9 protein-coding genes and 1 pseudogene are annotated in these 12,794 nt (G+C 69.7%); 2 read left to right on the forward strand and 8 right to left on the reverse strand.

Going from position 1 to position 12,794, the window contains the following annotated elements; genetic code table 11:
- Nucleotides 1–24: 24 nt before the first annotated feature.
- From ACFVIM_RS01740 to ACFVIM_RS01775, 8 genes are all read right to left on the reverse strand, one after another.
- Nucleotides 25–1,530 carry a hypothetical protein gene (locus ACFVIM_RS01740; protein WP_384297269.1) on the reverse strand — a complete coding sequence of 502 codons (1,506 nt, stop codon included), beginning with the start codon at nt 1,528–1,530 and terminating at the stop codon, nt 25–27.
- Nucleotides 1,531–1,801: 271 nt separating this feature from the next.
- The gene (locus ACFVIM_RS01745; RefSeq protein WP_384297271.1) at nt 1,802–2,812 is read right to left on the reverse strand and encodes an N-acetylglucosamine kinase; all 1,011 of its coding nucleotides are present in this window, start codon (nt 2,810–2,812) and stop codon (nt 1,802–1,804) included.
- Nucleotides 2,803–4,068, reverse strand: a complete 1,266-nt coding sequence (locus ACFVIM_RS01750) for a 6-phospho-beta-glucosidase (RefSeq protein WP_384297272.1) — start codon at nt 4,066–4,068, stop codon at nt 2,803–2,805. The genes ACFVIM_RS01745 and ACFVIM_RS01750 overlap by 10 nt, the downstream gene beginning before the upstream one ends.
- 5 nt (nt 4,069–4,073) lie before the next feature.
- Nucleotides 4,074–4,973 carry a carbohydrate ABC transporter permease gene (locus tag ACFVIM_RS01755; protein WP_384297273.1) on the reverse strand — a complete coding sequence of 300 codons (900 nt, stop codon included), beginning with the start codon at nt 4,971–4,973 and terminating at the stop codon, nt 4,074–4,076.
- Nucleotides 4,974–4,977: 4 nt separating this feature from the next.
- Nucleotides 4,978–5,919: a carbohydrate ABC transporter permease gene (locus ACFVIM_RS01760; protein ID WP_384297274.1), complete on the reverse strand. Its 942-nt coding sequence runs from the start codon at nt 5,917–5,919 to the stop codon at nt 4,978–4,980.
- A gap of 10 nt (nt 5,920–5,929) precedes the next feature.
- The gene (locus ACFVIM_RS01765; RefSeq protein WP_384297275.1) at nt 5,930–7,273 is read right to left on the reverse strand and encodes an ABC transporter substrate-binding protein; all 1,344 of its coding nucleotides are present in this window, start codon (nt 7,271–7,273) and stop codon (nt 5,930–5,932) included.
- Nucleotides 7,274–7,636: 363 nt separating this feature from the next.
- On the reverse strand, nt 7,637–8,806 hold the full coding sequence (locus ACFVIM_RS01770; protein ID WP_384297307.1) for an ROK family transcriptional regulator: 1,170 nt from the start codon (nt 8,804–8,806) through the stop codon (nt 7,637–7,639).
- A gap of 279 nt (nt 8,807–9,085) precedes the next feature.
- Nucleotides 9,086–10,870: a D-glucuronyl C5-epimerase family protein gene (locus tag ACFVIM_RS01775; RefSeq protein WP_384297276.1), complete on the reverse strand. Its 1,785-nt coding sequence runs from the start codon at nt 10,868–10,870 to the stop codon at nt 9,086–9,088.
- Between the two features lie 392 nt (nt 10,871–11,262).
- Here ACFVIM_RS01775 and ACFVIM_RS01780 point away from each other — a divergent pair, with 392 nt between their 5' ends.
- Together ACFVIM_RS01780 and ACFVIM_RS01785 are read left to right on the forward strand one after the other, a co-directional pair.
- Nucleotides 11,263–12,111, forward strand: a complete 849-nt coding sequence (locus tag ACFVIM_RS01780; protein ID WP_384297278.1) for a helix-turn-helix domain-containing protein — start codon at nt 11,263–11,265, stop codon at nt 12,109–12,111.
- Nucleotides 12,112–12,227: 116 nt separating this feature from the next.
- A pseudogene (locus ACFVIM_RS01785) lies at nt 12,228–12,712 on the forward strand (hypothetical protein).
- Nucleotides 12,713–12,794 lie beyond the last annotated feature (82 nt).

Consider the following 12,794-nt stretch of genomic DNA (forward strand, 5'->3'; position numbering starts at 1 on the left):
CGGCCCGGGATCGTCCCCCGCGTGTCATCGGTACTCCGACAGCCTGCGGTTGATCCCGGAGACGGCCCCCACCGCGCCGAGCAGCCCGAGCGCGGCGGCTCCGGTCGCCAGCCCGGTCAGGGTGCCCCGCGCGTCCTCGGCGGCCCGGGTGAACTCCTTCTGCTCATGCGCGAGGGCCTCCCCCAGGGCCTTGTCCACGCGTTCGAACGCCTCCTCGGTGGGCTCGTGTCTCGTGCCGCCGATGACCTTCGCCAGGGCGCCCTCGTAGTCGCCGTCCTTGTCCATGACGCTGGCCAGCGAGTGGCGGACGATCCAGAGGTCCATCGCACGGGCCGCGACCGTCAGCGGAGCGCTGCCCGGCGTGTCGTCGGCGTAGGCCGTGGCCTTGCTCAGCGCCTTCCGCAGGGAGAGGACGCCCGCCTGGAACTCCGTCTCGTAGCGGTCGCTCCTGCCGTCCTCGGTGAGCACCGCGCCCCGGGCCACCAGTACCAGGTTCTCGTTGGCACGTGCCTTCAGCGCGCTGATCCGGGCGTCGTTGAGGACCTTCAGCGAGCGCTGGCCGTCGGAGCGGGCCTCACTGAGCCCCGTACGGGCCACCGAGTGGGCCACGACCAGCCACAGCAGCACCACCACGGCGGCGGCCGTCGCGGCGAGCAGGCCGTGGTTGACGATCCGGTGCGTCCGCAGATAGCTGCGGCGCTGTGCCCACACCAGGGCGGCCAGGGCGGCCAGCCCGACCACCACCGACACCACCGGCCAGAACCGGGCCTCCCGGTCGTCCCGGTCGAGCCGGGCGGTCTCCTCCTCGTAGAGGCGCTGCGCGGCGGGCAGCATGACCGTGGTCATCCGCTCGTTCGCGTACCGCAGATAGGCGCCGCCGAGCGGCAGCCCCAGCCGGTTGTGGGCGCGGGCCGCCTTCACATTGGCCACGTACTCCGGCAACTGGGCGTTGATCACCGCGATCTGACGGAAGGACTCACTGCCCTCGGCGGTGTTCGTGGCGGCCTTCGTCAGCAGCTCGGAGGCGCGGGCCAGATCCGCCCGGTAGCGCTTGCTCATCGGATCGGACTCGGTGAACGCCCCGGCGAGGAAGCCGCTGGAGGCCGCCGTGTCCGCGTCCGCGAGCAGCCGGTAGATCGCGGCGGCGTCCGCGCTCAGCGGCTGGCTGCGGGAGATCACGGCCTCGGCCGCGGAGGAACGGTCGCTGACCTCGTACGCCGCCACCCCGCCGAACGCGACCACGAGCGCGGCCAGTACGGCACCGATGATCTGAAGGCGGCCGGGCTCCGTGGTGGCGGCGGTACGGAGGCGCTCGGAGAACTCGGCGAGAGGGCCGCGAGGGGAGAGACGGAAGGTGCGGGAGGGGTCGGCGGAGGCGCCGCCGCCGTGCGGGCCCCCGCCGGACGGCCGGTTCGGGTCGCCGGTGCCGACCGGGGCGTACGGGGTGTTCGGCGCGGCCCGCTCGCCCGGAGCGCCGGGCGGCGCGGGCCGCCCGGTCGGCGTGGTGCGCACATGCGGTGCTCGTGTCACGTGCCTCCCCCTCGCTCGCTGACGGCGCGCCGCGGTGCGGGCGGCGGTGGGGCGTGCCCCTGGGTCAGCAGTATGGCCGTGATGGCCGGCGAAGACAGCTGTCTTGACTGGATCTTGTGGTGCCGCCCCCGCCCCTCCCCCTGAACACGCTCCCCCACCGCACCCGGTTCCTCCGCCGCGGGCCGGCCCCGGGCCCGCGAGGGGGCGGGGGGCGGCCGGGTCCCCCGACCCCTGTGCGGGGGACCCGGCTCGTCGTCAGGGGGGAGAGGGCTCAGGGACGGGACGCGTAGTGCCGGTGCAGCCGCTCCCGCGCCCCCGCCCCCGCCCCGACCCGGTCCAGACCCAGCAGCCCCGCCCCCAGCACCGGCGGCGCCGTCACGACCGTGGTGTACGCCTTGGGCGCCCGCGCGCCCAGGAGCGCGACGATCTGGTCCTCCAGTTCCGGGTGGCGCGCGGCCAGCACGCTGCCGCCGAGGACCACCGGGACCTCCTCGTCCAGCAGGCCGAGCCGTTCCAGCGCGACGGTCGCCATGACCACGACCTCCTCGGCGAGCCGCCGCACCAGGTCGCGGGCGAGCGGATCCCCCTCGGCGCTGGTGGCGAAGAGCACCGGGGTCACCTCGTGCACCCGGGTGTAGGGGATATGGCCCCGGTGCAGCGCCTCGATGAGTTCGTACATCGTGCCGAGGCCGAAGTGGCCGGGCAGGGTGGTGGCGAGGGCGGTGGGCGCACCGCGTCCATCCTCGGCGCGGGCGGCGGTCCAGAGGGATTCCTCGGCCATCCCCATGCCGCCGCCCCAGTCCCCGGCGATCTTGCCGATGGCGGGGAAGCGGGCGGTGCGCCCGTCGGGGAGCATGCCGACGCAGTTGATCCCGGCGCCGCAGACGACGGCCACGCCCCGGGGTTCGCCGACCCCGGCCCGCAGCAGCGCGAAGGTGTCGTTGCGTACCTCGGTGGTCGCGCCCCAGCCCCGGGCCTGGAGGGCCGCGGTGAGTTCCTCCTCCTCCACCGGCAGGTCGGCGTTGGCCAGGCAGGCGGAGACATGGGCGACCGCGGGACCGTTCTCCCCCGTCTCCCCCGTCACACCGCTCGCCCCGGCCTCGGCCAGCGCCGCCCCCACCGCCGACGCGAACGCGTCGATCGCGGGCTCGATGCCCACCTTCGGCGGGTGGAACCCCCGGCCGCGCGCCGAGGCGAGGACGGATCCGTCCTCGCCGACGACGGCGACGTCGGTCTTGCTGTTGCCCGCGTCGATGGCGAGTACGGAAGCGGTCACGCCCACGCCAGGTGCTCCCGGTTGTGCGCGACCAGCTTGTCCGTCAGGGCCTCGGCCCGGTCGTTCTGGCCGATCAGCGGATGGGCGAGCAGGGCCTTGTGGACCCGGTCGCGCCCGCCGCGCAGCGCCGCGTCGAGGGCGAGGTGTTCATAGGCCGTCACATGGGCGATCAGCCCGGTGAAGAGCGGGTCGAGCGGGGGCACCGGCAGCGGGGTGGTGCCGGTCGCGTCCACCCGCGCCTGGACCTCGATGACGGCGTCGTCGGGCAGGAACGGCAGGGTGCCGTTGTTGCGGGTGTTCACCACCTGGTGGGGTGAGCCGCCCCCGCCGAGCAGTGAGGCGGCCAGGTCCACCGCCGCCTCCGAGTAGTAGGCGCCGCCCCGCTTGGCGAGCAGCTCCGGCTTGGTGTCGAGCGCCGGGTCCCCGTACAGCTCCAGGAGCTGCTTCTCCATGGCCGCGACCTCGGCGGCCCGGGACGGCTTGGTCGCCAGTTCGCGCACGACCTCGTCATGGGCGTAGAAGTAGCGCAGATAGTAGGAGGGGACGACGCCGAGCCGGTCGAGGAGGGCGCGCGGCAGGCTCAGCGAGCCGGCGATGGCCTCGCCGTGTTCGGCCAGCAGCTTGGGGAGGACGTCCGCGCCGTCGGGTCCTCCGATCCGTACGCCGGTCTCCCAGGTCAGATGGTTCAGTCCGACGTGGTCGAGATGGATCTGGGACGGGTCGGTCTCCAGCAGGGCGGCGAAGCGGCGCTGGAAGCCGATGGCGACATTGCACAGGCCGACGGCCTTGTGTCCGGCCTCCAGCAGGGCCCGGGTGACGATGCCGACCGGGTTGGTGAAGTCGATGATCCAGGCGTCGGGGTTGGCGCGCCGTACGCGTTCGGCGATATCGAGGACGACCGGCACGGTCCGCAGCGCCTTGGCGAGCCCGCCCGCCCCGGTGGTCTCCTGGCCGACGCAGCCGCACTCCAGCGGCCAGGTCTCGTCCTGGAGCCGGGCGGCCTGGCCGCCGACGCGGAGCTGGAGGAGCACCGCGTCGGCGTCGGCGACACCCGCGTCGAGCTCCGCTGTGGTGGTGATGGTCCCGCCGTGGCCCTGCCGGGCGAAGATCCGCCGGGCCAGCCCGCCGATCAGCTCCAGCCGCTCCCGCGCGGGGTCGATGAGCACCAGCTCGCTGATCGGGAGGGTCTCCCTCAGCCGGGCGAACCCGTCGATCAGTTCTGGGGTGTAGGTGGATCCCCCACCCACCACTGCCAGTTTCATCTCTCTCAGCCTTTCACTCCGGTCAGTGTCACGCCTTCGACGAACGCCTTCTGGGCGAAGAAGAAGACGATGATCACAGGGGCCATGACCAGGACGGTCGCGGCCATGGTCAGGTTCCAGTCGGTGTGGTGCGCGCCCTTGAAGGACTCCAGGCCGTAGCTGAGGGTCCACGCCGCCGGGTTCTCCGACGTGTAGATCTGGGGTCCGAAGTAGTCGTTCCAGGCGTAGAAGAACTGGAACAGCGCGACCGCCGCGATGCCCGGTTTGGCCATCGGCACCACCACGGTGAGCAGGGTGCGGAGTTCGCCGCAGCCGTCCACGCGGGCGGAGTCCAGGTACTCCTGGGGAATGGTGAGCAGGAACTGCCGCAGCAGGAAGATCGCGAACGCGTCCCCGAAGGCCATGGGGATGATCAGCGGCCAGAGGGAGCCGGTGAGGTCCCACTGCTTCGCCCAGAACAGATACATCGGGATGATGATGACCTGCGGCGGCAGCATCATCATCGAGATGACCAGCATCATCGCCAGCCGCTGCCCCTTAAAGCGGAACTTGGCCAGCGCGTAGGCGACGGGCACCGAGGAGACGACGACCAGGACGGTCCCCAGGCCCGCGTAGATCAGGGTGTTCTTCCACCAGGTGAGGAAGCCGGGGGTGTCGAAGACCTCCCGGTAGTTGCTCCACTCCCAGGTGTGGGGGATCAGATCGCGGGTGAGGGTCTGCTGGTTGCTCATCAGCGAGGTGAGCACCACGAAGACGAACGGGAGGACGAAGAAGAGGGCGGCGGCGATGCCGAGCGAGTGCACCCCGATCCAGTGGAGGACCGCGCGGCGGCGGGCGGCGCGGGCCGCCGGGGTCGGCGGCGGGGTCTTGGCGGGCGCGGGCTTGCGCTCCAGTACCTGGGCCATCGGATCAGTCCTCCATCCGGATCAGTCCGCCGCGCCGCCGCATCAGGATGGCGGTGAAGGCCATGGCGAGCGCGAACAGCACCAGTGACACCACGGCCGCCGCGCCGTAGTCGAAGCGCTGGAAACCGGCGTTGAAGATGATCTGCGGCAGGGTCAGGGTGGACTTCTCGGGGAAGCCGGGCTCGAACATCTGCCCGCTGCCGCCCATCACTCCCGAGGCGACCTTTCCGGCCACCATGGGCTGGGTGTAGTACTGCATGGTCGCGATCACCCCGGTGACCACCGCGAAGAGCACGATGGGCGAGATATTCGGCAGGGTGACGAAGCGGAACCGCTGCCAGGCGGAGGCGCCATCGAGTTCGGCGGCCTCGTACTGCTCCTTGGGCACGTCCAGCAGCGCCGCCATGAAGATCACCATCAGATCGCCCACACCCCACAGGGCCAGCAGGGTGAGCGCGGGCTTGGACCACTGGGGGTCGGTGAACCAGGCCGGGGCGGGCAGCCCGAGGGCCTCCAGCACGGTGTTGGCGGGCCCGGTCCCCGGGTTGAGCAGAAAGACGAAGGCGAGCGTCGCGGCCACCGGCGGGGCGAGATAGGGCAGGTAGAAGAGGGTGCGGAAGACCCCCGTACCCGTCTTGATCTTGGTGATCAGCAGCCCGATCCCGAGCCCGAAGAGGACCCGGAGGCTGACCATCACCACGACCAGCCAGAGCGTGTTGCGCAGCGCGGGCCAGAACCAGGGGTAGTCGCTGAAGATATAGACCCAGTTGTCCACGCCGTTGAAGACCGGTGGCCGGAAACCGTCGTACTGGGTGAAGGAGAAGTAGACGGTCGACAGCAGCGGATAGGCGAAGAAGACGCTGAATCCGATGAGCCACGGCGACAGGAAGGCCAGCGTGCGCAGCGCCGCCCGCCGCCGTTTGGCTCTCAGGGTGTAGGTGGTCATCGGACGCCGCTCACTGCTTCTTCAGCTTGGCGATGTCGGTGTCGATCTGCTGGGCGGCCTTCTCCAGACCGGCCTTGAGATCGGTGAGCTTGCCCGACTCGTAGCGGTGGCCGACGTCCTGGAGGGTGATGTGGTAGGTGCCGCCGTCGATCATGGCGGGGCTGGAGTTGGACTTGGGGTGCTGGGCGATCTCCAGGAAGGTCTTGAACGCCGGGTCGTGCTTGAGGTCGGGCGACTTCAGCGCCTCGATGGTGGAGGGCACATTGCGGATGTCGTTGGAGAAGGCGACCACGGCCTCGGTGTCCGTGGTCATGTACTTGATCAGCTCCCACGCGGCGTTCTGCTTCTTGCTGGTGGCGGCGATACCGACGATCGTGCCGGAGAGATAGCCCTTGCCGTAGTCGGCGATCTGGTCGTCGGGCACGGGCAGCGGCGCGGTGCCGATCTCGAAGTCCACCCCCGCGTCCTTGGCCATCCCCAGCCGCCACTCGCCATCGAGCTGCATCGCCACCTGGCCGGTGTGGAAGGGGTGCTTGGCGCCCCACTCGTCACCGAAGGTGTTGCGGTAGCGGGAGAGCTTGGCGTGGCCGCCGAGGGAGTCGACCAGGTCCTTCTGCGTCGTGATCATCTTGGCGAAGGCGGGGTCCGTGGCGACGGTGGACTTGCCCTCGCCGTCGAAGTACGTCGGCGACCACTGCGGTACGTAGTGCGAGATGGTGGTCTCGTAGCCGTGGTAGTTCGGCATGAAGCCCAGCTGGGTGAAGCTGTCACCCTTGGGCTTGGTGAGCTTCAGCGCGACCTGCTTCAGCTCGCTCCAGGTCTTGGGCGGAGCGGTGATCCCGGCCGCCGCGAAGGCGTCCTTGTTGTAGTAGAGGCCGTAGGCGTCGCCGAGCAGCGGCAGTGAGCACTGGTTCCCGTCGAAGGCGGTGTAGTCGAGCACCGGCTTGTTGAAGACCTTCTTCGGGTCGATGTTCGCCTTCTTCAGGAACGGGTTCAGGTCGACCAGTGCCCCGGAGTTGCAGAACTTGCCCACGCTGTTGGTGGTGAACGACGACACCACGTCCGGCGCCTGCGAACCGCCCGCCCGCAGCGCCTGGTTGATCTTGTCGTCGGTCATATTGCTGACGATCTTGACCTTGATGTTGGGGTGCTTGGCCATGAACCGGGCGATGTTGCTCTGGATCGCCTTGACCTCGCTCGGCGCGGACCAGCCGTGCCAGAAGGTGAGGGTGGTCTCCGCCTTGGGATCGTCCGTCGCGCCGCCGTCACTGGACCCCGTACAGGCGCCCAGCAGGAGGGAGAGCGCCGCCGTGGCGGCGAAGGCGGTGGCTGACTTGCGTGCGCGTATGGACATGGCGGTGTCTCCCAGTCGCTGGCGGTGTGTGTGGTGCGTGTCTGGTGTGCGCTGTGCCTTGTCTGGTGCGGGATGGAACGGCGGTGCGGTCGTACGGTGGTGCGGGACCGGCCGGGCGAGCGTGCGGCGACCGGCCGGTGGGACGGGTGGCGCGATACGTACGGTCCGTACGGTCGGTGCGGCGGGTTCTCCGCCGCGCCGGGCGCGGGCGTCCGTACGGACCTCGGTCGTACGGACGCCGGTCATACGGACAGATACGGTCGTGCGGACTTCGGTCGTGCGGACGCGTACGGTCGTACGGTCCTGGGGAGCGGATGGGGTCCGGCGCGGCGGGTGGTGCGCACGGTTCCCGGAAGGGGCCGCTCAGCGGCTGGTGTCGAAGACCTCCTCGCGCGTCGCGGCGAGGGCGCTCTCCAGCGCCCCGCGCAGCACCGGGCGGTCCCGGACCGACCCCAGCACCAGCCGGGGCCGGGGCGCGGCCAGCTCCGTCAGCTCGGCCTGCACCCGGGCGCGCAGCGGTTCGCCGCCCGCGACGATCGCCTCCCCGGAGAGGACCACCAGCTCGGGATCGAGCACGGCGATCAGGGAGGCGAGTCCGATGGCGAGCCCGGTCGCGTAGACCTCGAGCAGCTGCTGGTCGGGGCCGGAGGGGGCCTCGGCGGCCCGCGCCACCAGCCGGGCGGCGACCTCGGTGTAGTGGCCCTGGCCGATGTCCCGCACTCCGAGGCTGCGGGCGAGGCGCGGCAGCACCTGGGCCCCGGCCAGTTCCTGGAAGCCGCCGCCGTTGGCCTTGGTGACCTGCCGCATCAGGGGCGTGCCGGGCACCGGCAGAAAACCGACCTCCCCGGCGCCCCCGGTGAAGCCCCGGTGCAGTGAGCCGCCGATGACGAGGGCGGCGCCCAGCCCCTCCTCGTTCCACAGGAGGACGAAGTCCTTGTGGCCCCGGGCGACCCCGACCCGCTGTTCGGCGACCGCGACGAGGTTGACGTCGTTCTCGTACTCGACCGGCATCGGCAGCGCCTCGCCCAGCTGGTCCAGGAGCGCGGGGGAGTGCCAGCCCGGCAGATGGGAGGCGTAGCGCAGCTTGCCGGTGGAGGGGTCGAAGGCGCCGGGGGTGCCGATGACCAGCCGCCGGATGTCGGCGAGGGTCAGCCCGGCGGCCGTGGCGGCGCCGGTGAGGGCGTCGGTGACCTGGCGTACGGCGCTGAGCGCGGACCGGTGCTCGCCCACGCGGGTGGGCACGGAGAACTCGCCGACGATGACGCCGTTCAGATCGGCGACGGCGGCGAGGGCCCGCTGGGGATTGATGTCGAGGGCGGCGGCGTGTCCGGCGCGCCCGTTCACCGCGTAGAGCTGGGCGTTGGGTCCGGGGCGGCCCTCGGTGGTGCCGGTGGCGACGACGAGACCGGCGGCTTCCAGCCGTCCCAGCAGCTGAGACGCCGTGGGCTTGGAGAGGCCGGTCAGCACGCCTATCTTGGTGCGCGAGAGCGGCCCGTGCGCCAGCAGCAGATCCAGCGCGGCGCGGTCGTTCATGGCGCGCAGGACACGGGGCGTGCCCGGGGTGGTGGCGGGTGTGGCGTCCGGATCGGTTCCGGCCACGGTGGGGCACCTGCCCTTCGGATCGCCTGCCTGATGTCCTGGAGCTTGACTGTTAGGAAAGTTTCCTAACACCGGTTCGTTCTGAACGTAGGCCGATCTTGGGCGGGCGTCAATGGCTCGGCGCCCCCGAAGCGGTAATTCGCCTGCTTCGGGGGCGCCGTGATGGCCAGGTGGCGGGTGGTGCGGCCGGTCGGCCGGGTGAGGGGGAGCGGGTCAGCGGCCGTCGGTACGGACCTGGGGGGTCGGGGCCCAGTAGCCGTTGAGCCCGCCCGCCGTGATCCGGATCATCGGACGTCCGTTGACGATCGCCCGCCGGTCGAAGGGCGCGTTGGACGGCTTCGGGAAGCTCACCGTCTTGGTGGCGCCGGTGGTGCCGTCGGGCCCGTACTTCACGCACGTGATGTCCTCGTTCGCGGGGAAGGAGGCGGTGCGCTGCGGCCGGTAGACGGCGGTGACATGCTCACCGCGCAGGAAGACCTTCGGGTACGACTCGCCGATCCACCAGCCCGCGTAGGCACCCGCGTCGATGCGGTAGTAGATCCCCCGGCCCTGGATCCGGCGGCGGGTGCTCACCGGGGCCTGGGTGGCGTTGCGGAAGGTGACCTTCTTGGTGGCGAGCTGCTTGTCCTGCTTGGCCGGATCCCAGTCGTAGTTGTAGTTCTTGTCCTTGGTGTCCAGCTGGTAGAGGGTGTGGCTGCCCGCCGCGATGGCCGCCACCGAGCCCTTGCGCAGGGGATAGATCGGGTAGTCGTCCACCAGCTGGTCATGCTGGTGGGCGAGCTGGGCACTGCCCGTGTGCCAGTGCATCTGGCGCCACTGGTTGATGTGGTGCTGGTGGTAGGCGGTGCTGCCCGGGATGCGGTGGGTGTGGCAGTAGTACGAGAGCCAGCGGGTGTTGCGCAGCCGGGAGAAGTGGTCCCGCATGGTGGTGACCGAGCCGTCGTAGAGCTTCGCCGCCAGCTCGTTCCCGGTGGCCTCGTAGTAGTCCCAGAGGCCGAACATGGCGAAGATCATCCCGTTGAAGGTGTAATCGCCGGTCCCGGCCTTGGCGCCCGGGTACTCCTGGATCCAGAGGTAGCCGTTCTTGTCCTTGTTCACGGCCCACGGCTTGCGGGAGTCATCCAGCAGCAGCGAGGCGAAGGCGCCGTGCGCCGCCGCCAGATAACGCTTGCGCTCCGCGCTGGTGACCCCGTCGCACTGCGCCAGCTGGACGAAGAGGCTGAGCACCTCGCCCTGGGCCATGCCCGAGAACCAGGGGGCCTTGTAGTCGATCCCGCTGTGCTTGGTGTGCTTGTAGTCGAAGGGATACGGGAAGAACCAGGCCCCCCGCAGCTCCATCCGCCGGTCGATCAGCCGCTTGGCCTGCGCCTTGGCCCGGGTGAGGAAGAGCTTCTTGCGGGAGGCGATCGTCTCGACGCGGTAGCTGGCCAGACAGCCGAGACCGAACTGGGCCTGCGCGACGGGGTGGTCATAGCCCGGCGCGGTCTTGGTCATCCGGAACTGGATCACCCCGTCGCGGTCCAGATAGGTCTGGTTGGTGTTCGGCGTCACGTTCGTCCACCGGGTGGGACGGTCCCGCCAGGGCCGCATCGGCTCCGGGATGTCCGTCTGGAGCGTGTACCCGCTGGTCTTGAACGAGAACGGCAGCTCATTGGGGACCGCCGCCAGCGCCTTGGCCTCATCCACCGGCCCCCGGGTGTACGGCATCGCCGACCGGGGGATGGACGGCTCACTGACGATCCCGCCCTCCAGCTGCGTCGGCAGCTCCGGCAGCGGATAGGGATCGATCCCGGCCGGAGTCGCGGGCAGGCTCAGCGCGAGCGAACGCGGCATGCCCGGCACGATCTCCGCGAGGTCGGCGGGCGCGCTCGCCAGCGTCGCGGGAGCCGCCTGCGCCGCCCCTGCGAAGGTCCCCCCGGCGACGGTGGCGGCGGCCACACCCCCGGTGACCGCCATAAAACGTCTGCGGCCTATGTGGCTGGTGGTGTTTTCGGGCATGCGGATGTCCCCCCACGGGTCGCGAAGATCGGAGAAGTGAGGTGATCCTACGTGGGTGATCCACGCGCACCTGTGTGGATCTTGACGCCGGGGGAGCGGGAATGGTTCTGGCCGGGGTCTGGCTGATGCGCGGGGGTGGATTCCGTGCGGGCGGGCGTCCGTACGGAGGGAGACGGGCCCTGGGGGCTGCGGGGCGCGGATCGCGGTGCCGCGTGCCGACTCGGCGCCGACGGGAGGCTCGGCCTCCTTCGACCCGTAGCGATTTATTCGACAACGCGAATATTGTCGTTCCCGCGTAGACGTCCAACTGCCCAGGCTCGTAGCGTCGTCTCGACCGGCCCGCGCGGGGCCGGAACGAGGGGCCTTACCTTTCGAGGAGTGCGTGAAGACACTTGACGCTTGAGCCTGAAAGGCCAGGTCAGCCCAGATCTGACCTGGCCGAAGCACTCCGCGCGGAGCGGCGGCGGGCCGGTATCAGTCAGGCTGCGCTCGCCAGGCGCTGCAATATGTCCCAAACCAAAATCAGCAACATTGAAAGCCGCAAGCTCACACCTGACATTGTTGACGTAGAACTCATCCTTGAAGCCCTTCACGTCGATAGAGCGCTAGCAAGGGACATTTTGTCGCTTGCCCGGACGGCCAACACCGAGTGGCAAGACGACTGGTCCTCGCAGCGGCGGGGGCTCGATAAGAAGCAGAACGAGCTATCGCGGCTTGAGGTGGTCACCACCGAGTTCCGGTTCTTCCTGCCCACCATGATTACAGGTCTTTTGGCCACGCCCGAGTACGTGCGGGCTAGCCTCTCCCGCAATGCGGGAGACATGAGCAAGACCATCGCTAAGAAGCTGGAGCGGCAACGAGTCCTCAAGGATTCGGCTAAGCGGTTCACGTTCCTTCTCACGGAACAGGCCGTGAAGTGGCCTATCGTCTCTCCAGGCGGCATGTCCATGCAGCTAGACCACCTGGTATCACTTTCCCGTATCCCCACAGTGCGTATCGGAATCATCCCGAATGGACTGGCCGGTCCGGTAGGGGTAAACCCACTCAGTGTGTTCACGATTTACGATCGTCGGCTCGTCACCGTAGAAACGCCCACGGGTGGAGTCTTGCTGCGCGACTATCGCGACATCGCGGAAATCCGAGAACAATTCGACAGGTGTGAAGAAATAGCTGTGTTCGGAGATGATTGCCGGGCCCTCCTCAGCAACTGGTCCGGGATCTTTACCCGACAACGCGAATAACGCTAGAGGTCCCTCGGCGATAGGCCGAGGATGTGTTCATGCCGATCGAACCGAAGAGCCACAGGCCGAAGGCACCGCAGGGTTGGCGAATGGCCCCGCGCGGAACGGAACGCCAGTTGCACTACCACGGCTACCTCTGGACGGGTGAGAAGAAGCGGTTCGACAAGGAGTGCCACAGACGGCCTCCTGGCGCTCCACCCTCCCCGCCGACAGGGGACGACGACGCAGAGGGCCACAGGCTCCACCAGAGGCACAAGGAAGCCGTCGCGGAGTTCCGCGCGGGCGAGATCTCCCCCCGATGGAAACGGCCCTCTGGCTGATGAAACCCGGGCGTCTCGTCCGTGGCACCTGGCAGGAGCCGCAGGAGGCGGCGGCATGGCTGGGGGAACAGCTCACCGAGTACGCGCCCCGGTTCGCGTCCAGGGCGGACCGTGACAGTACGTGGCTGGCGAGCCTGGTCAACTCCGCCGCCGAACAACTCGGCTGGGGCGGGGATGTGTCGCACGGCTTCTATCTGGAGCGCCCCTCGTTCCTGTCTGTGGCCCTGGTGACGTGCTCCCCTAACCGTGCGTCACCGGATGCCCCGTGCCCGGCGAGGTGACTGTGCACAGGCCCCGCCTACGACCACTTACACCTGTGCGTCGTGCAGATGGTCGGGGCGGGGGTGGCTGCACCCCCGGGCT

The organism is Streptomyces sp. NPDC057638 (assembly GCF_042800315.1).
Taxonomy (GTDB): Bacteria; Actinomycetota; Actinomycetes; order Streptomycetales; family Streptomycetaceae; genus Streptomyces.

Coding starts and splice junctions, on each gene's coding strand:
- ACFVIM_RS01755 (WP_384297273.1), bottom strand. CDS start 4,973: ATGGCCCAGGTACTGGAGCGCAAGCCCGCGCCCGCCAAGACCCCGCCG.
- ACFVIM_RS01760 (WP_384297274.1), bottom strand. CDS start 5,919: ATGACCACCTACACCCTGAGAGCCAAACGGCGGCGGGCGGCGCTGCGC.
- ACFVIM_RS01770 (WP_384297307.1), bottom strand. CDS start 8,806: ATGAACGACCGCGCCGCGCTGGATCTGCTGCTGGCGCACGGGCCGCTC.
- ACFVIM_RS01775 (WP_384297276.1), bottom strand. CDS start 10,870: ATGCCCGAAAACACCACCAGCCACATAGGCCGCAGACGTTTTATGGCG.
- ACFVIM_RS01765 (WP_384297275.1), bottom strand. CDS start 7,273: ATGTCCATACGCGCACGCAAGTCAGCCACCGCCTTCGCCGCCACGGCG.
- ACFVIM_RS01750 (WP_384297272.1), bottom strand. CDS start 4,068: ATGAAACTGGCAGTGGTGGGTGGGGGATCCACCTACACCCCAGAACTG.